Here is an 18858-nt window from a genome sequence, read left to right as displayed (position 1 = left end):
GTCAGGGTCTAATCATTCAAGATCTACTTTGACCTTCGCAAATTTTGTCTCTATCTGTCTTAATAGCCTCGTATAATACTAGGAACTCTGATACAAGAAAGGATAAATATGAGGGACCTCATTCTCTACCAGGAAACATACAAGCAGTTTCATCTGCGAAATGATTTTATTTCTTATATCTTTATGATTTCCCATGATGGGAAGTTGCTCCATCTTTATTATGGTCCGACCTTGCCAGAAGGGGATTATCGTCATTTGGTGGAAATGAAGCACCGTCCGATGACCACTTACCGGCAAGAAGGGGATCTTCTGTATTCACTCGAACACTTGCAGCAAGAATTTCCAGAGTATGGGGCGACAGATTTTCGCCATCCTGCCTTAGAACTGTCTTTTGAAAATGGTTCTCGGCTGACAGATTTTATCTATAAAGATCATGTGATTTTAAAGGGAAAACCAAGATTAGAAGGTTTACCAGCAACTTATGTTGAAAACGAGGATGAATGCCAGACCTTGCAAGTGAATCTGATCGATTCGGTGTCGGGTGTGGAAGTGACTATTCAGTATAGTATTTTCCGAGACTTCCCTGTGATAACGAGAAGTCACCTGATTAACAATCAAGGCTCAAGGCCCCTTTCCATTGAAGGAGTCACCAGTCTTTCGTTAGACCTACCTGATCGAAACTATGAAATGATACAGCTTTCTGGAGCATGGGCTCGTGAAAGGCACATTCATTCCACCTTGTTACGTCAAGGAATCCAATCGATTGAATCAACCCGTGGAATCTCTAGTCATCTGCACAATCCTTTCATTGCTCTGAAACGGCCTGAAACCACCGAGAATCAGGGGGAGGTTATTGGACTCAGCCTGATTTACTCAGGAAATTTCCTTCTTCAAGCAGAAGTGGATACTTTCGATGTCACCCGACTTCAAGTGGGAATCAATCCCTTCCAATTTTGTTGGAAATTAGACCCTGGTGTTAGCTTTACAAGTCCAGAAGCAGTTCTAGTATATAGTAGAAATGGTTTAAACGATATGAGTCAAACTTTCCATCGTCTTTATCGTACCCGTCTAGCTAGGGGAGAATGGCGAGATAAGGAGCGGCCGATTCTACTCAATAATTGGGAAGCAACTTACTTTGATTTTGATCAGGAAAAACTGCTCAGGATTGCGCAAAATGCCAAAGAAGTTGGCGTCGAACTATTTGTGTTGGATGACGGCTGGTTTGGAAAACGAACCAATGATCGAACGGGTCTTGGAGATTGGGTTGCCAATCGCGAACGATTTCCAGATACCATCGGGACTTTATCAGAGAAAATTCATGATATGGGCTTGAAATTCGGCCTTTGGTTTGAACCGGAAATGGTCAACAAAGATAGCGATCTTTATCGTACACATCCGGACTGGATCCTAGAAGTAGCAGGTCATTCACCACGTCATGGACGAAATCAATTTGTCTTAGATTTTAGCCGTGAAGAAGTAGTAGATGCCATTTATGAGCAAATGGCACGGGTGATTGAAGAGACAAAATTAGACTATATTAAGTGGGATATGAACCGTCCGCTCACAGATGTCTTTTCTAAATCCTTGGCTCCAGACCAGCAAGGAGAAGTGTTTCATCGTTATGTTCTTGGATTATACCACTTATATGATCGTTTAACGACAGCATTCCCTTCTATTCTCTTTGAATCTTGCGCTTCAGGAGGCGGTAGATTTGATCCAGGTTTGCTTTATTATGCACCCCAAACGTGGACCAGTGACGATACAGATGCCGTTGAACGGCTTAAGATCCAATACGGAACCAGTCTAGTTTATCCACTCTCGACGATGGGAGCACATGTGTCCATTGTCCCTAATCACCAAACCAATCGGATCACACCGCTTACGACAAGGGGAAATGTCGCTTATTTTGGGGTCTTTGGTTATGAGTTGGATCTAGCTGAGCTGACGCAGGCTGAGAAGGAAATCGTAAAAGAACAAATTGACTTTTACAAAAAAGAGCGATCCCTGATTCATCAAGGAAATTTCTACCGTTTGCGCTCTCCTTTTGACTCAAATCAAGTCGTATGGTCGGTTGTCAGTCAAAATCGTTCCCGAGTGATTCTGGCTCAGTATAAGCTATTAAACGAAGTGAACCGTGCCTATGATCGTGTGTATCTTCAAGGACTGAATGCAGACGCCCTCTATGAAGTGGATGGGAAACAGTATAGTGGTGCGGAACTGATGTTAGCAGGCTTTAGCCTTTCAGACGCTTCCTGTGGCCAGCCTTTAGATCAAGAGAAACTGAGTTGTGATTTTGACTCTCACATTTGGGTTTTTGAAGAAGTAAAATAATCAGAAAAAGCGAGTATCTATTGATAGGATGCCTCTTAAGTAGACAGGGTAAATGACCAAAATCTACTTAAGAGGTCTTTTTATGACGAATAACTGAAACCGTTTACAAAACTATAAAACAATGGTACAATATCTATTGAAAGAAAGGAGGTCGCTTTATGAAAAAAATCATTTATCCATCTGCGGCCCTATTAACGGCTTTTGCTCTATTATCCGTTCAAACAGCAAAAGCAGACACAGCTCAAGCGTCGGATCAAGCCAATGAACCGGCAGCAACAGTAGAAGAGGTGGTGGCTTCTCCAAGTCCAGAAACCACCACAGAAAATCAGGGAGAAGTGACCGAAACGCCGACTTCAACAGACCGTGCAGCTGTCCCTGCTACCTCCCCAACGGTAACATCGACAGAGACGGCATCTCCTGAAGTGGAAAAACTGATTGAAAACATGCCACTCAAACAAAAAGTGACTCAAATGATCATGCCGGACTTCCGTAAGTGGCAGGAGGCTAATCAGGAATCGCCACAGGATCTCACCAAGGTCAATGCTGAAGTAGCAGATGCAATTGATAAATATGATTTTGGAGGCGTCATTCTTTTTGCTGAAAACGTCAAAGAGACCAAGCAAACTCTGGCTCTGACGCAAGATATGCAAAAGGCAGCGATTGAAAACAAAGCCAATAACGGGAAGATTCCGCTCTTGTTAGCCATCGACCAAGAAGGAGGGATCGTCTACCGCTTGGGTACGGGTACAGCCCTTCCTGGTAGTATGGCTATAGGGGCTACCAATGATCCCAAACTAGCGAAAGAAGCCGGTCAAATCATCGGTCGGGAGCTTTCTGCACTAGGCTTGAATGTGGATTTCGCTCCGGTTCTAGATACCAATAACAATCCTCAAAACCCTGTGATTGGTCTTCGTTCCTTCTCATCTGACCCGAATCGGGTTGCCTACTTGGGTATTCCGATGATGAAAGGAATTCAAGACTACAATGTGGCTGTGGCAGCCAAGCATTTCCCAGGTCATGGAGATACAGCGGTCGATTCGCATACGGGTCTCCCATTGGTGGATAAATCTCTTGCCGAACTTGAAAAATTGGAACTCCTTCCATTCAAAAAAGCTATGGATGAAGGGGTCGACCTCTTGATGACAGCTCATATCCAGTACCCGCAGATTGAAAAAGATCAGGTCGTGTCAAAAGAAACAGGTGAGAAAATCTATGTTCCAGCGACTCTCTCTGATGATATTTTAACGGGCTTGGTACGGAAGAAATACGGCTATAAGGGCGTGATTGTCTCCGATGCCATGGGAATGGATGCTATCGCTAAGAACTTCGGTGAGGTGGAAGCTGTGAAGATGGCCATCAAAGCAGGAGTTGACCTGGTCTTGATGCCAACGACCCTTCGCAGCAAAGCCGATTTGACCAAGATTGATACCATTGTCAATGCAGTGGTAGATGCGGTCCAAACCGGTGACATCTCAGAAGAACGCTTAAATGAGTCGGTTCGCCGGATCCTTACCCTCAAAGAAAAACGTGGGGTCCTGAATTTTGATCCAAGTGCTCGGACAGCTGAAAAAGCAGAGGAAGCAGTCGGATCTAGCCTCAATCGTGACTTGGAACGCAAGATTGCAGCGGCAGCGGTGACGGTTGTAAAAAATGAAGACAATACCTTGCCATTTAAGGTACAAACAGGGGACCATGTCTTACTCTTAGGAGCTTTTGAAAATGAAGTCCCTGGACTCGATTTAGGCATGCGTCGCTTAATTGCTGACGGAGTGCTTCCAAAAGATACCTCCTTTGTGGCCAAGAACTTCACTAAGGAATCCACCCTTGATAGTCTAAAAGAAGACCTAGAGAAAGCAACTCACATCGTAGTCATTTCAGAGATTGGATATGAAGGGCAACTGGATAAAGATTTCTGGCGGACCAAGATCCCAACAGAGATCGTCAATTATGCCAATACCAATCATAAGAAGGCAGCTGTCCTTTCTATCTCTAAACCTTATGATGTAGCCAACTATCCAGCAGCCAAAGCCATTTTGGCAGTCTATGGAAATAAGGGAATGGATCCAACGGAATCCCTCAAACCAGACAATGCATTTGGTCCTAATATTCCTGCAGGAGTGGAAGTCATCTTCAATGGCAAGGAACATCTAGGTACCTTACCGGTGGATATTCCAAAAATTGTGGATGGAAAAATGTCGGAAACAGAGTACGCCTACCGCATTGGCCATGGTCTCTTCTATCCAGCACCTGCTCCATTGCCAACACCAGAAACCCAAGTTCCAACTTCACCAGTTCAAGATCCAACCCATCAGACACAACCAGTAGAGGTTGGTCACACTGGAACACAGGTTCTTGTTAGCAAGCAAGAAAAGGTGAGCCCTCTTGATGGTCCACAAGTCACTCCGATTTCTGTATCACATGACACTGCTCAGGCTCCTGCAAGTGTATCTGCTAGTCCTGCCTCATCGGTATTGCCAAAGACTGGTCAAACAGGGAACCTCCTATCCCTTATGGGTGTCAGCCTCTTAACCTTCCTTGGATCTTTTGTCTATCCAAGAAAGAAACACTAATGAATGAAGAATCTCAATTGGGTCTCTCCCAATTGAGATTTTTTGGTAAAAGTTTACTAAAATTAGCTCAAAAAAGCAAGAAAGAAATAGAAGTTATGATCGGACGAAAAACCTTTGTTATAGCCTTTTCGAACATAAAATAAAAAATAAATAAAATTTTACTAAAAATACTTGAAATTTTACTTCTTATCAGATATAATACAAGTATAAAAACGTTTACAAAACTAAAGGAGTTTCTCATGACGACAACAATCACATCTCAAGATTTACAAGCAAAATTCCAGGCTGTCTTTGGGGAAAAGGCTGACCACACTTTCTTCTCACCAGGACGGATTAATCTGATTGGTGAACACACTGACTATAATGGTGGCCATGTCTTCCCAGCAGCCATTACACTTGGTACCTACGGAGCTGCAAGAAAGCGTGAGGATAAGGTCTTGCGTTTCTTCTCAGGAAACTTTGAAGACAAGGGGATCATTGAAGTTCCGCTTGAAAACCTCCACTTTGAACAAGAGCACAACTGGACCAACTATCCAAAAGGCGTGCTCCACTTCTTGCAAGAAGCGGGTCATGTCATTGATAGCGGTATGGATGTCTATGTTTATGGCAATATTCCAAATGGATCCGGTCTTTCTTCTTCAGCTTCCCTTGAGCTCTTGATTGGCGTCATCGCTGAGAAACTATATGATCTTCACTTAGATCGTCTAGATCTGGTCAAGATCGGGAAACAAACCGAAAATCACTTCATCGGAGTTAACTCTGGGATCATGGACCAATTTGCCATCGGTATGGGAGCTGATCAACGGGCTATTTATCTCGATACCAACACCCTAGAGTATGATTTGGTACCGCTGGACCTCAAAGACAATGTCGTGGTCATCATGAACACCAACAAACGCCGGGAATTAGCGGATTCAAAATACAATGAACGTCGTTCAGAATGTGAAACCGCCGTCTCTGAACTCCAAGAAAAACTGGACCTCCAAACCTTAGGGGAATTGGATCTCTGGGCTTTTGATGCCTACAGCTACTTGATCAAGGATGAAAATCGCATCAAACGAGCTCGCCATGCTGTACTTGAAAATCAACGGACTCTCCAAGCTCGTAAGGCACTTGAAGCAGGTGATTTGGAAGGCTTTGGCCGTCTCATGAACGCTTCCCACGTATCATTGGAGCATGACTACGAAGTGACAGGTCTAGAATTGGATACCTTGGTGCATACAGCCTGGGAACAAGAAGGCGTCTTGGGCGCTCGTATGACAGGAGCAGGCTTTGGTGGTTGCGCCATCGCCCTTGTAAACAAAGATAAGGTTGAAGCCTTTAAAGAAGCTGTTGGCAAACGCTATGAAGAAGTCGTTGGCTATGCGCCTAGCTTTTATATTGCAGAAGTTGCGGCAGGAACACGGGTTTTAGACTAGGTAATAATAATGGAAGCTGTAATATTTGATTTAGATGGCTTATTAGCCGATACTGAAATCATTTCTCTAAAAGTTTATCAAGAATTGCTTAGAGATTTTGGAATTCCTTTCACAGAAGAAACTTATTCTAGAGACTACAGTGGACATAGGGAAGAGGAGAATGTTCAACGATTTTTGGATACCTATGATTTACCATGGAACTTTGACCAATCCTTGGCTAGAGTTTATGAACTAGAAGGTCGAATCTTAGCCCAAGGTGTTCATTTAAAAAAAGGTGCTAAAAATTTGCTTACTTTTTTGAAAACAGAGGGCATTCCAATCGCCCTAGCAACTTCAAGTGTTGAATCTCGGGCTAGAATGATCTTGGATAGCAATGGGGTACTGTCCCTATTTGACCATTTAGTTTTTGCAAAAGATGTCAAACGAAGTAAACCTTACCCAGATATATTTTTAAAGGCTTGTAGTGATTTGAATGCTTTACCAGAGAATTGCTTAGTGCTAGAGGATAGTGAAGCAGGGATTGAAGCAGCCTATCGGGCTGGAATCCCAGTCATATGTGTTCCAGATTTAAAAGTACCAGCACAGTCTTTCTTAACTAAAGCAGAACAAGTTTTCCAGGATTTGGATGCTGTTAGAGACTATTTAAAACGTAAGAAGGAGAATCAATGAATCAGGGAATTTTGGATGCATTTGTCACAGCCGTCATTGCGGCGAGTGACTACGAAGAGATGGATCGGATTTATCTAAAAAATCGCGTCATGAGTCGCGTCGGAGAAGAAGGGCTAGACGCTCCAGCCCAAAATGAAGACTTGATTGCGCTCAAAGATCAGCTGGTAGAGATTGCTGTTGCGAATAATAAGATCCAAGACAGCATGGCCGCCAAGGACAGCTTGGGAGCGGAGTTGATGGATTGGATCACCCCTAGCCCTAGTCAGGTCAACTATCGTTTCTGGGAGACCTACCGTCAGTCCAAGGAAGACGCGATTGCTGATTTCTATGCTCTCTCTAAGTGCAATGATTACATCAAGGTCAAAGCGATTGCGCAAAACATTGCCTTTGAGGCTGAAACTCCCTACGGTTCTCTCGAAATCACCATCAATCTGTCAAAACCTGAAAAAGATCCTAAAGACATTGCAGCAGCCAAGCTTGCCAAAGCCAGTCATTATCCAGCCTGCCAATTGTGCTTTGAAAATGAAGGCTATCAAGGTCGCCTAGACCATCCAGCCCGGGCCAATCATCGGATCATCCGCTTTGATATGGACGGTCATGATTGGGGCTTCCAGTATTCCCCTTATGCCTACTTCAATGAACACTGCATTTTCCTTGATAGCCAGCATGTGCCCATGGCCATTAGTCGCAAGACCTTTGAGCGACTCTTGACCATTGTCGAGACTTTTCCAGGCTATTTTGCGGGCTCCAATGCAGATCTTCCCATTGTAGGGGGATCCATCCTGACTCATGACCATTACCAAGGCGGACGCCACACCTTCCCTATGGAGCTAGCTCCTGTTGAGGAAAGCTTTACCATTCCGGGATTTGAAGAGGTGTCACTAGGAATTGTCAACTGGCCCATGTCGGTTCTCCGGTTGCAATCAGATAACAAGGCGCAATTGATTGCTCTGGCAGACCATATCCTTACAGTCTGGCGTGGCTACTCGGATCCAGCTGTTCAAGTCTTAGCGGCATCCGACGGTCAGCCCCACCATACCATTACCCCCATTGCACGGATTCGTGATGGGCATTATGAACTGGACTTGGTGCTACGTGACAATCAAACCTCACCAGAGCATCCCGATGGCATTTATCACCCACATGCGGATGTGCAACACATTAAAAAAGAAAATATCGGCCTGATCGAAGTCATGGGCTTGGCCATTTTGCCACCTCGACTCAAGGAAGAGCTCAAGCAGGTTCAAGACTATCTGCTTGGTCGTGAAAGCACTGTGGCGACCTACCACCAGCCTTGGGCGGATGACTTGAAAGCTACTCACCCAGCTATTACAGACGAAGCAGGGGCAGAGGCCCTTGTCCGTGAATCGGTTGGCCAGATCTTTGCGCGTGTGCTGGAAGATGCTGGAGTCTACAAGAGAACAGCAGAAGGACAAGCTGCCTTTAGACGCTTTGTTGCGACACTTTAAGTGTGGAGAAGAGGCAGAAATTTGGTACAATAAGAGAGAAGACAAAGAAGCGAAAGGAAAACAAATGGCAATACTCGTACTCGGAGGAGCTGGCTATATCGGTTCCCACATGGTGGACCGTTTGGTCAATGAAGGACAGGAAAAAGTCGTCGTGGTCGATAGCCTGGTCACAGGTCACCGTGCAGCGGTGCATCCAGATGCCGTCTTTTACCAAGGAGACCTGGCGGACCAAGACTTTATGCGCACTGTTTTTAAGGAACATGCAGATATCGATGCGGTCATCCACTTTGCGGCTTACTCACTAGTCGCGGAATCCATGGCCGATCCATTGAAATATTTTGATAACAATACAGCAGGCATGGTCAAACTCTTGGAAGTCATGCATGAATGTGGGGTCCACTACATCGTCTTTTCTTCAACTGCTGCCACTTACGGCATTCCAGAAGAAATTCCGATTCTTGAGACCACTCCACAAAAACCGATCAACCCTTATGGGGAAAGCAAGCTCATGATGGAAACCATTATGCGCTGGGCCGATCAAGCCTACGGCATCAAGTATGTGCCTCTTCGTTACTTTAATGTAGCAGGTGCTAAGCCAGATGGATCTATCGGAGAAGACCATGGACCAGAGACCCATCTCTTGCCGATCGTCTTACAAGTGGCCCAAGGCAAACGCGAAAAGATCTCTATTTTTGGAGATGACTACCAGACACCAGATGGCACCAATGTTCGGGACTATGTCCATCCATTTGACTTGGCAGATGCCCATCTTTTAGCAGTGGAGTATCTCCGAAAAGGGAATGAATCGACCGCCTTTAATCTGGGCTCATCGACTGGATTCTCCAATCTTCAAATCGTTGAAGCAGCTCGCAAGGTGACGGGACATCCGATTCCACTTGAGATGGCTGATCGCAGACCAGGTGATCCAGATACCTTGATCGCATCATCTGAGAAGGCGCGTGCCATCCTCGGCTGGCAACCAAAATTTGACAATATCGAAACCATCATCCAAACAGCCTGGGCTTGGCATTCTAGCCACCCAGACGGCTACAATGATCGATAAGGAGAGGATTGTGAACATCATTTTGAGGCTTTTCTGATAACATCTATATCTACAGTTGATCTTGCTACAGGACTCATTTCAGACGTCAGTCATTTCCCTAATCATCAAAAAGTGAGGTATTCAAGATGAATAAAACCACAAAAATGTTAGCCGTCTTCTTGACAGCGGGTTTTCTTTTAGTTGGTTGCGCACAAAAAGAGAGTACAAAATCTACTAGTCCATCGTCCACTAGGGCGACTAGTAAAGCAACAAGCAAATCATCCGCTAAAGAAAAGACAAAAGAGTCATCAACTGATGAAAGCAAAAAAGAAGATGCACTAGCAGGTGCACAAAAAACCGTTCTTGAAACGAGTGATGAAGCAGGTAAGTCCACTGTAACCTTGTATTACAAGGGAGATACCTTGTTATTACAAGAAAAAGTTGATGATTACGACGTCTCAAAAGTGCCTGGTGAGAACCCTCTTGAAACCATGAAAGAAGCCGTCGCTAAGAGCCAAGAAAAATTCAAAGATCTGATGGGCCATGGATTTGAACTAACATCAGAATACAAGGACGGAATCTTTTATATCCGCAATACTATTGATTACACAAAAATCGATTTTAATAAATTAAAAGAAATCGTACCAGGCTTCAATCCCCTAGATGACAAAACAGTCAGTTATTCAGTAACGAAAGACAGTCTTATCAAGGGCGGAATGGTCGAAAAATAAACAAAAAGAGAGCAGCTCAGTTTGCTGCTCTTTTTGTTTTAGTATGAATTCATGGCCATATTTTGGTAAAATAGGATTTAAACAAAAGTGAGTTTAAAGAATGATTGGCAAAGGAATAAAGAAAATCCTTAAACTAAATTCTATTCATATATTTTAAATAGTAAGGCGGTTGTAAAATGACGAAAGCCCTATATATTCAAATAATATTCACCTTCACAGCTTTTTTTGGCTTCCTCCTTTTAATATATTTTGGGAACTATATACCAGTTTACACCAACTACAAGATATAGTATTTCCAATAATATCAAAAAAGACGACTTCCTTTCGGAAATCGTCTTTTATTGTTAGATGTTCTCTGAAAAGGGCAGGGATTTAATATAATTTTCAATCCATTTCCAATCAACTTCTTTATTGTTGTTTACCGGTAAAAATAATTGTGTGGTTTTGATTAAATCCATCTTAAATGCCCGTCCATACGAATACCTATATCTTTCTTTATTAAGTAAGGTTTGGACAAACAGACCAGTGTATTTGTCTAACCATTTAGCTCTAATTACAACAATGTGGTCGCCTGCAACAAAGCGATTAGGTTGATAGGAAATCGTTGAGGTTGTATCTCCTACGACAAGAGCATTTCCTTCTTCAACACCACTTTCTTCATCTTTAGAAACCCATCCATCTACGGAATTGTTTAACTCTGTTCTACTGACAAATGGCAATTTACTTGGTTTTCGATTTTTAGAAAAATCCATATCAATTTTTGCATGGGCTTTAGCTTTGTATATCTCAATACCTAGTTCTTCTAATGTAAATGAACCCCAGTTTTGGGAAGAAATATCAGCATAAGTGTTTCTTTTAGTTTTAGGCAGTTTATACTTTAGTGATTTGATGAAGTTTTCCATAAAATCCCAATCTGGTATAAAACCAGAATCTGAGAATCGTTTACTTACATCAAGAATGGGTTCTCCATTGGCATCTTTTTGAATAGGAAGTTTTAATTTGGAGTATTTCATTCTTTTTGGACGCCATTTCCGTCCGTACCCCCATCTGTATCTGTCGTGCATTATGACTGTCGCAACGAATAATGCTGTAAATTCATTGAAATCACCGTCAATACGATATAAGGGATTAACATCATGGCTACAAGTAAATGGTTTATCTTGGTAATAAGCGTAACCAACAGAACCATTATTAGTAACACAGAGAGCGTGTGGTGCGAATAATTTAACATCTAATTCTTGATTAGGTTCATCTCCTGTTTTAGAAGCTGATTCAATCTCTTCTATTGTGAAATAATCTGTCACTCCATTATTCTTATCAGTTGCTCCTATAAATGGAATAGTTCCTTCTCCGCTTGATTCAGGTTTCTTATTATAAAAACCATTTTCCATGCGAAACACTTTTGGAAAATCAAAAAATTCCCAATCTTGAGTATCAATCATCGCCATATTCTCCTTCTTTTACTAAGAAAGATAGATAGTGATTTATAGTTTGTTGAAAATCATTAGAATTAAGTGTAGAATAATCAGTTTCCATATAGGCTTCAGCAAGCCATTCGTCTTCATAGCTGACCTTCTTCATAACAGACATCCCAGCTACTTCACGTTTATTTCTGTACAACGATAGCCACTTAGATTTTTCCTGTTCCCATAAGCTATCTTCGTTATCATCTACCCTCTCAACACGACCTAAACCTTTCCTTTTGATAAATTTATCATCTTTAAAGTATCCAAAGAAAGTATCCTTATCGGACTTAGCATGATTTTGAGACAAATCAAATATCATGCAACAAGCTACAGCAGAAGCACCTGGATAGAATATTTCGTCAGGCAGAGAAAAAACAGCCTCTAAAGTATATTTATCAAGCAGTTTTTTCTTAAGCGATTTAGTTTCTTTGCTGTTGCCAATAGCAGCTTGCATTGGGAGTAAAACAGCAATTTTAGCTGTCTTATTTTTAATAGCCTCATCTTTACCTTGTCCAGTTACTTGACGTGCTACCCATTCAACAAAGTGAAGTCCTTTTGAAGGGTCTTGAGTCACCTTTGAAGACCATTTTTTGACATAATCAGGATCACAACTTTTTTTGGTCGCATTATATGGTGGATTCATAAGTACAACGTCTACATTAGCATCTGTAATCCACTTACCCTTATTAAACATGGAAGCTTGAATAATATTTGAGTTTCCATCACCGTGTATCAACATATTTGTAGATGACAGACCAAATGCTCCATCTTCATATTCTATACCAAAAATTTGATTCTTTCTAACAGCATCACGTTGATCCTCAGTATCACAATCATCCATAGCATCTGTCATAGCACGTACTAAAAAAGCACCACTCCCGCAACATGGGTCAAGTACACGAGAATTTTTATTAACATTTACAATCTTACTCATAAAATCACAGATATGGTCTGGTGTAAAAGCCTGATTCTTATCTGACTTCCCTACATATTTATTAAAAGTCGTAAAGAAAAGATTTAATAAATCCTGACCTGCTGTATTTTTATCATTGATATAAGGGATAATATTGTTATCTATATAGGCTAATAAAGCTTTTAATTCTTGATAACTCAAGCTGGTTACATCTTGGTCTTCTAAGACTTTATTATTAAGTATTGCTAACTTTCCTACTTTATTTAAATCTCCGCCTTGAGATAGTAATCCCTCTAAAATATTTTTGATACTTTTTAGGATAACTTGTTCGGGAGACAGGTCGTTTCCATTCGTATCTTTTGTTGCTTTTATCCCTTCATAAACTAGTCCATTTTTAAGAGCAAGTAAACATGTTCCAACAAATTGACTTCGCAATTTTTCATTTATACCATCAGAATGCAGTAGTTCATTCAGTGTTTTAATTGAATCCACCACTTTTAGTTTATCGTTTACTTTGCCAAAACATAACTCTTCATATTCCTCAAAAGATAGAATATTTGTCAGCTCATTATTCATGTGCTCATCGTCTATAATGACTGATTGACCATACCATGTCCAAACATCGTTGCCCTCTGTTTCTGCTAAAATTGCTACAATTTTCCTGTCAGAATATGCTTTTTCGTATTTTACATACTCTTGTAGTTGCTGTTGAATTTCAGCTTTATCCCAATTATCAAATCTGTTTTTAGTTTCAACTAAAATAGCCAACCGGTCATTCTCAAAACGAATATCTAAGTAGTTATGTTTTTTCTTTGAATTACTATTTCTGTATTCAGAAATAGATTTACCAACAGATTTCAAAGCTTTAGAGTAACTAAACTCGCCATTTTCAAGATTAGAAGAATAAAAATCTCTACCAATTTTATCAATAATTTCAAAACACCTCATTATTGCACCTCGAAATTATTGATAAAATAAATAGCTTCTTCATAAATACATAAAAAAGCCTGTTTTAGAGGTTGACAAAAAAGACCGTCACTTACATAATCAGCGGTAGCTGGTAGCTGGTAGCTGGTAGCTGGTAGCTGGTAGCTGTATTGCGTTCATACCAATCATTTCCTTTACTTTTTGATAGTTCTATTATATCAAAAAAGGCAGTCTTTTGTCTAGTAGTTTATTACACAAACTGTTGACAATTATGTTTTATAGTGCTATAATAGATTTCAAGATAAAGGAGTACCAGTTATGAAGTTTGAATTTAAGTCATTATTTGATTTACAATCTGCTTTTCCTGACGAGCAATCATGTATTGACCATTTGGAAAATATGATTTGGGGCGATGTGATTATCAGCCCTTTTGATGCTACTTCAAAAGTCTATAAATGTAAAGGGAACAAATACCGTTGCAAGAATACTGGTAAATACTTCAATGTCAAGACAGGTACTCTCTTTGACAATACTAAAATTGAATTGCGTAAATGGTTCATGGCGATTTGGCTTGTCACTTCTCATAAAAAAGGTATCTCCTCTGTTCAGCTTTCTAAGGATATAGGGGTTACACAAAAGACAGCGTGGTTTATGCTAGAGCGTATTCGTAAATGCTTCGGTTCTGAAAATGACAACGACCTTGATAATGTGGTAGAAGTTGATGAGACATATATTGGTGGCAAAAATAAAAACCGTCATAACTCTAAGAAAGTCAAAAATGCACAAGGTCGTTCCTTGAAAGATAAATCAGCAGTTGTCGGTATGGTACAACGTCAAGGTAAAGTCAATGCTCACCACGTTCCTGATACAAAGACAAAAACATTGACGGAACAAATCGTAAAATACGTGAAAGAAACTGCTCAGCTTTACACAGATGAATGGCTGGGTTATAATAAAGTGGCAAAAATGTATCAACACGACTATGTTAATCATGGTGCAAGAGAGTATGTCGTAGGTGATGTTTATACAAATACCATTGAAGGATTTTGGGCTGGTTTGAAACGAGGGGTTTTAGGTATCTACCACTCATGGTCTAAGAAGCATCTTCAAGATTATGTGGATGAATTTGTTTTTCGATACAACACTCGTGATTATTCTGACACTCAACGTTTTAATCTCTTGCTCTCTAGCGCTAGCGTTCGTACAAAATACAAGGAGTTAATCTATGGTTACTAATGCACAGACTGACCTACATTTTGAACTAGAGCGTACTATCTCTCGTAGGGTAGATAGCAAGTTAATTCCCTATCAGGTCAGTATCTCTGATAGTTTTTACGAGAAATACACAAAACTCTGGAAAAAGAAATTTTCAGTAGATTTTGTTATTGAACACCGTCCATTTTACGCTCAACTAACCAAAAATTGTATCTATGATACCTTGGAAAAGGTGGATAGGAAAAGTTTATCCAAGCACTTGGCAGAACTAGAAGCATTGGTGGATATTTCTGAAACCAAAGAAGATTTTTATATGTACTTTGAAAAGAAGTATACGAAACCCTTACCTGATTTTAGTGATTACATGAATCAGAAGAAAAAGGAATTATCTGAGTTTGATAAAAAACTGTGGATAGCATTACATTTTAACCCTAAAGAGAGTAAGAAGGGAGATAGCCAATGACAACTTGGTATGATTACATGGTTCGTGCTAGCGAGCATTCCCAAAAAGATGGCGATTTATGGTTTCGTTACCTCTATAAGGTTATTCAGGACGAGGAGACTAAGTTAAGTTCTGATGATGTGGAGCAGTTGTTGAAAAATCCGACCTTAACTCCTTTTCAAAAGATAACGCTACAAGATGCCTTGACAGATGGCACTCATACCAGAGAGCATGTCTTACAAGCAAATCGTAAAAGTCAGCCAAAGGATATTCTAAAGCTGTTTAGAGAGGGAAATTATGGATAAGAAAGTTTTATTTGAAGCACTCAATACAGAACTAGCCAAGGAAAATATAGACCTAGAAATTATCTGTGTTGGTGGTTTTGTTCTGGAGTATTACAATCTACGAGGGACACAAGATGTCGATGCCTTTTATCAAGAAGATGCCAAAATCAGAAGCATTATTGAGAAAGTTGGTAATGATTTCGGAGTGAACGAGCCTGAAGAACTGTGGTTAAACAATAATGTTGCCAATATGAATAGAATACCACCACGCTCTATCTGTGAGAAGGCGTATAGCTATTCAAACCTGACTGTCCTTGTTCCACCACTTTCTTACATTCTTGGAATGAAATTAGAAAGCGGACGAGATAGAGACAGGCAGGATGCTGGGGACATTATTAAGCTGGTTAAAATTCGTTCCATAAAAGACGTTATTCACAAGCTCAAAGAATACGGTTTTCAACCAGACATTTCACTGATATTGGAAGTATTCGAAATAGCCTATGGTATGGAATGGTTAGCAGAATACATGACCGAACACCCAGACGAATTTAGATAAACCAAAAGACGATTTTCGCTTGGAAATCGTCTTTTTTTGTATTCTCGTAAATACTATATCTTGCGTTTGGTGTAAACAGGTATATAATTCCCTATATTTTTTATTCTATAAAAGGGAGAAGAATATCCAGAAATATTCAACTATGCAAGTTATTGGAGAAGTGGTTAAACATAGTTATTTAAATGGTTCGGATTTAGCTGCCTTACCAGTTGTTGAATATGTGGTAGAAGGAAAAATATATCAAAAACGTTTCTCTTATTCAACTTTTGAAACAACAACTTCGAAAAAAGCGAAAGCTGACGTATTTGATACAAAATTTATCAGAAGTCCCTATCATGTATTAGATTTAAAAAATATTTTTCCAATTGGTTCTAAAATGACGGTATGGTGCAATCCCCAGAAACCTAAACAAGGCTTCGTTGAAAGGTATCCAGGTCATGACAGAATCTTACGATTACATATCATTATTTTTGGTACTCTCTATATATTATTGATTGTGATAGTTACTTTTTTCTATGTCATATAACGGAATAAGAGAATGCAGTTTACTTCCAATTTGAGGAAGAACTTTTAGGAGGCCCTTGCTTTATTCCAACTGAAGAACTATATAAATTAGTGATTGAGTAGAAAAAGTAGTGGGACAGATAGTTTTCCAGTAATTATCAAAGAATTCGATGTCAATAAAAAAACTACTATTTCGAAAAAATACGGTGAGAGGTTTGAAATCGTGAAAAACAAAATTCATTACATTACAAAACTTGAATTGCAAGATCGATTGCCTTTCAGTGGCTTTGTAGCAATTTTTGATGGGAAGCAGATCCAAAACAAAGAAGAGCTATTTCATTTTTTTGAAAAAATTGTCGGCCTTCCCGATGCGAATAATTGGTCGTCTATTACGGATTGGCTAACGGACCTCTCATGGATAAAAGCTGAAACATGCACCTTTATTTTTGAAAATTATGATAGTTTCTTAAAAGATGACTTATCTTCTAAAGTCTTATTTTTAGAAATTTTGGAAGAAGATGTTCTTCCTTGGTGGGAAAGTGATGTTGAAAAACATGTTGTTGGCAGTAAGGTCAAGAGTTTTCAAGTTTACATAGTGGAAAATTAAAAAATGGGAAAATTTTTATGGAGCTGTTTTATGGTAACAAATTGGATGTTCATCCTTATCAAAAAGATAAATCTCTATTCCCTGAACGAATAGCAATTGGTGATGATGGTTCAATTGGGTTTATTGAAGATCACTATCAACCATTTAATAGAATACGGTAGCATATGATTAGAAAATTTACAGAGAAGCTGATCAAGTTTTATTACCAAATCCATGGCCAATAGACTGGATAGTTGATATATGAATTGTACCAAGTTAAGGTTTTGAATTATGAAAAATAAATATAAGAAACATACAGACAAATTACAAGATTTAATTGACTTAGAATATCCAAGTCAGAAGTTATACCCGGGAATTATACAGGATATATATAACTTAACTAAGAGTATAGGAAGAGGAGAAAATCTCGGCGATATTAGTTTTTTTAGTTTAGCAAGAAGATTTGTGGATGAAACAATGGATTATAAAAGCGAAATTTTAGTAGTCTTAAAACAATTAGAGAAAGAGTTAAAAAAAGAGAATTGATGGACAATAGATTAATTGATTTGATAACGAAACTAAGAATTGATTCCAATTGCTGAAAAACAGTGGATCGAATCTGAAGGTAAACTTCCAGATGATTATGTATCGCCGCTTAAGTAAGGAAGGTATAAAATGAAACCAACAAAACTTGAATGGGAAGATGTTACCCAATTTGAGGAAATTGAAGGATATGGAAAATCCATTTGGAAAAATGAGGACAAATATTATTTAGTTTTAGAAGAAGGCACCGTGGCTTCTTGGTTAGTGGTCTATGAACTCCCACAAGAATTATTTGCTCTATTAGAGAGTGGAGAGAGAACGTTCCAAGAAGTTTCCTGGAAAGTTCAAAATGACTGTTGGCCACCGACGGAAGAAGAAAAGAAAGCTAGTGAGAAACGATTCATAGAAGAGAGTCCCACATCATTAATTGATATACCTGAAACTAGAGAATTATTTACTCAGGAAGAGCTTAAAAGATTAATTCCGATTGCTGAGCAAATGTGGATTGACTGGAGAGGGAAACTTCCAGATGATTATGTATCACCGCTTAAATAAGGAAGGTATAAAATGAAACCAACAAGACTACAATGAGAAGAAGTTAGTAAGTTTGAGGAAATAAAAGGTTATGGTCAACATGTTTGGCGACATCATGAGAAATATTTTTTTGTTACAGATGAAGGGGGAATAGCTGAACAGAGGGTAGTCTATGAATTACCATTAGAACTATTTCAATCACCCTACCAAGTTTTTCTGAGTTACTTGAAAAGTCTAACTTAATTTGACAATTTAGGCAATAAAGAAATCCTAGACAAGCTTTTGAGCTATTCTGAAGACTTGAAATACCACTATAATCTCTATCAGCTCTTGCTTTTTCACTTTCAGAATAAGGAACCAGAGAAATTTTTTGGACTCATTGAAGACAATATAAAGAAGGTTCATTCTCTTTTTCAGACTGTCTTTAAAACATTTCTAAAGGACAAAGGGAAAATCATCAATGACCTTCAGTTATCCTATTCCAACGCAAAATTGGAAGCGACTAATAATCTCATCAAACTTATCAAACGCAATGCCTTTGGTTTTCGGAACTTTGAAAACTTCAAGAAGCGAATTTTCATCGCTCTGAATATCAAAAAAGAAAGGACGAAATTTGTCCTTTCTCGAGCTTAGCTTTTCTTCAACCCACTAAAGTTGA

Annotated in this window: 17 protein-coding genes and 1 pseudogene; 16 read left to right on the top strand and 2 right to left on the bottom strand. The window is 39.7% G+C overall.

The annotated features are described in order from the left end of the window. Positions 1-108 precede the first annotated feature (108 nt). From PCY07_RS02425 to PCY07_RS02395, 7 genes are all read left to right on the top strand, one after another. On the top strand, positions 109-2331 hold the full coding sequence (locus tag PCY07_RS02425) for an alpha-galactosidase (RefSeq protein ID WP_301356005.1): 2223 nt from the start codon (positions 109-111) through the stop codon (positions 2329-2331). A gap of 158 nt (positions 2332-2489) precedes the next feature. Beyond that, entirely contained in the window at positions 2490-4901 is a 2412-nt protein-coding gene (locus tag PCY07_RS02420; protein ID WP_301356003.1) for a glycoside hydrolase family 3 N-terminal domain-containing protein, read from the top strand. A 251-nt stretch (positions 4902-5152) separates the two neighbouring features. Beyond that, complete coding sequence (locus PCY07_RS02415; RefSeq protein ID WP_041826547.1) at positions 5153-6319, top strand: galactokinase; 1167 nt, start codon at positions 5153-5155, stop codon at positions 6317-6319. Between the two features lie 9 nt (positions 6320-6328). Then, the gene (locus tag PCY07_RS02410) at positions 6329-6988 is read left to right on the top strand and encodes an HAD family phosphatase (RefSeq protein WP_301356001.1); all 660 of its coding nucleotides are present in this window, start codon (positions 6329-6331) and stop codon (positions 6986-6988) included. Then, a complete protein-coding gene (galT, locus tag PCY07_RS02405) occupies positions 6985-8457 on the top strand; it encodes a UDP-glucose--hexose-1-phosphate uridylyltransferase (protein ID WP_014713525.1) in 1473 nt (490 codons plus the stop codon). The genes PCY07_RS02410 and galT overlap by 4 nt, the downstream gene beginning before the upstream one ends. 64 nt (positions 8458-8521) lie before the next feature. Beyond that, positions 8522-9520 (top strand): UDP-glucose 4-epimerase GalE, encoded by a 999-nt coding sequence (galE, locus tag PCY07_RS02400; RefSeq protein ID WP_041826364.1) that lies wholly within the window; start codon positions 8522-8524, stop codon positions 9518-9520. Positions 9521-9645: 125 nt separating this feature from the next. After that, positions 9646-10230: a DUF1307 domain-containing protein gene (locus tag PCY07_RS02395; protein ID WP_014713523.1), complete on the top strand. Its 585-nt coding sequence runs from the start codon at positions 9646-9648 to the stop codon at positions 10228-10230. A 344-nt stretch (positions 10231-10574) separates the two neighbouring features. Here the strand turns inward: PCY07_RS02395 and PCY07_RS02390 are convergent, their stop codons facing one another. After that, positions 10575-11678, bottom strand: a complete 1104-nt coding sequence (locus PCY07_RS02390) for a restriction endonuclease subunit S (protein ID WP_128861614.1) — start codon at positions 11676-11678, stop codon at positions 10575-10577. After that, positions 11665-13557 carry an N-6 DNA methylase gene (locus tag PCY07_RS02385; RefSeq protein ID WP_061455709.1) on the bottom strand — a complete coding sequence of 631 codons (1893 nt, stop codon included), beginning with the start codon at positions 13555-13557 and terminating at the stop codon, positions 11665-11667. The genes PCY07_RS02390 and PCY07_RS02385 overlap by 14 nt, the downstream gene beginning before the upstream one ends. A gap of 297 nt (positions 13558-13854) precedes the next feature. Here PCY07_RS02385 and PCY07_RS02380 point away from each other — a divergent pair, with 297 nt between their 5' ends. From PCY07_RS02380 to PCY07_RS02340, 9 genes and pseudogenes are all read left to right on the top strand, one after another. Continuing rightward, entirely contained in the window at positions 13855-14772 is a 918-nt protein-coding gene (locus PCY07_RS02380; protein WP_061455708.1) for an IS1595 family transposase, read from the top strand. Continuing rightward, positions 14762-15214, top strand: a complete 453-nt coding sequence (locus PCY07_RS02375) for a hypothetical protein (RefSeq protein ID WP_061455707.1) — start codon at positions 14762-14764, stop codon at positions 15212-15214. Before PCY07_RS02380 ends, PCY07_RS02375 begins: the two co-directional genes overlap by 11 nt. Then, positions 15211-15498, top strand: coding sequence for a hypothetical protein (locus PCY07_RS02370; protein ID WP_061455706.1), 288 nt, complete (start codon positions 15211-15213; stop codon positions 15496-15498). The genes PCY07_RS02375 and PCY07_RS02370 overlap by 4 nt, the downstream gene beginning before the upstream one ends. Continuing rightward, on the top strand, positions 15491-16033 hold the full coding sequence (locus PCY07_RS02365) for a DUF6036 family nucleotidyltransferase (protein WP_061455705.1): 543 nt from the start codon (positions 15491-15493) through the stop codon (positions 16031-16033). The genes PCY07_RS02370 and PCY07_RS02365 overlap by 8 nt, the downstream gene beginning before the upstream one ends. A 142-nt stretch (positions 16034-16175) precedes the next feature. Next, positions 16176-16559: a hypothetical protein gene (locus PCY07_RS02360; RefSeq protein WP_298617723.1), complete on the top strand. Its 384-nt coding sequence runs from the start codon at positions 16176-16178 to the stop codon at positions 16557-16559. A 201-nt stretch (positions 16560-16760) separates the two neighbouring features. Continuing rightward, positions 16761-17144 carry a barstar family protein gene (locus tag PCY07_RS02355; RefSeq protein WP_301355995.1) on the top strand — a complete coding sequence of 128 codons (384 nt, stop codon included), beginning with the start codon at positions 16761-16763 and terminating at the stop codon, positions 17142-17144. A 270-nt stretch (positions 17145-17414) separates the two neighbouring features. Then, positions 17415-17669, top strand: coding sequence for a hypothetical protein (locus PCY07_RS02350; protein WP_301355993.1), 255 nt, complete (start codon positions 17415-17417; stop codon positions 17667-17669). A 129-nt stretch (positions 17670-17798) separates the two neighbouring features. Further along, entirely contained in the window at positions 17799-18221 is a 423-nt protein-coding gene (locus PCY07_RS02345) for a hypothetical protein (RefSeq protein ID WP_150906294.1), read from the top strand. A gap of 228 nt (positions 18222-18449) precedes the next feature. Then, positions 18450-18833: pseudogene (locus tag PCY07_RS02340) on the top strand (transposase); the annotation flags it as partial. Between the last annotated feature and the right edge of the window lie 25 nt (positions 18834-18858).

The sequence above is a fragment of the Streptococcus sp. SP1 genome (genome assembly GCF_030440005.1).
Lineage (GTDB): Bacteria > Bacillota > Bacilli > Lactobacillales > Streptococcaceae > Streptococcus > Streptococcus parasanguinis.
This window is presented reverse-complemented; position numbering and strand designations above follow the sequence as displayed.

Coding starts and splice junctions, on each gene's coding strand:
- PCY07_RS02425 (WP_301356005.1), top strand. CDS start 109: ATGAGGGACCTCATTCTCTACCAGGAAACATACAAGCAGTTTCATCTG.
- PCY07_RS02420 (WP_301356003.1), top strand. CDS start 2,490: ATGAAAAAAATCATTTATCCATCTGCGGCCCTATTAACGGCTTTTGCT.
- PCY07_RS02410 (WP_301356001.1), top strand. CDS start 6,329: ATGGAAGCTGTAATATTTGATTTAGATGGCTTATTAGCCGATACTGAA.
- galT (WP_014713525.1), top strand. CDS start 6,985: ATGAATCAGGGAATTTTGGATGCATTTGTCACAGCCGTCATTGCGGCG.
- galE (WP_041826364.1), top strand. CDS start 8,522: ATGGCAATACTCGTACTCGGAGGAGCTGGCTATATCGGTTCCCACATG.
- PCY07_RS02395 (WP_014713523.1), top strand. CDS start 9,646: ATGAATAAAACCACAAAAATGTTAGCCGTCTTCTTGACAGCGGGTTTT.
- PCY07_RS02390 (WP_128861614.1), bottom strand. CDS start 11,678: ATGGCGATGATTGATACTCAAGATTGGGAATTTTTTGATTTTCCAAAA.
- PCY07_RS02385 (WP_061455709.1), bottom strand. CDS start 13,557: ATGAGGTGTTTTGAAATTATTGATAAAATTGGTAGAGATTTTTATTCT.
- PCY07_RS02380 (WP_061455708.1), top strand. CDS start 13,855: ATGAAGTTTGAATTTAAGTCATTATTTGATTTACAATCTGCTTTTCCT.
- PCY07_RS02375 (WP_061455707.1), top strand. CDS start 14,762: ATGGTTACTAATGCACAGACTGACCTACATTTTGAACTAGAGCGTACT.
- PCY07_RS02370 (WP_061455706.1), top strand. CDS start 15,211: ATGACAACTTGGTATGATTACATGGTTCGTGCTAGCGAGCATTCCCAA.
- PCY07_RS02365 (WP_061455705.1), top strand. CDS start 15,491: ATGGATAAGAAAGTTTTATTTGAAGCACTCAATACAGAACTAGCCAAG.
- PCY07_RS02360 (WP_298617723.1), top strand. CDS start 16,176: ATGCAAGTTATTGGAGAAGTGGTTAAACATAGTTATTTAAATGGTTCG.
- PCY07_RS02350 (WP_301355993.1), top strand. CDS start 17,415: ATGAAAAATAAATATAAGAAACATACAGACAAATTACAAGATTTAATT.
- PCY07_RS02345 (WP_150906294.1), top strand. CDS start 17,799: ATGAAACCAACAAAACTTGAATGGGAAGATGTTACCCAATTTGAGGAA.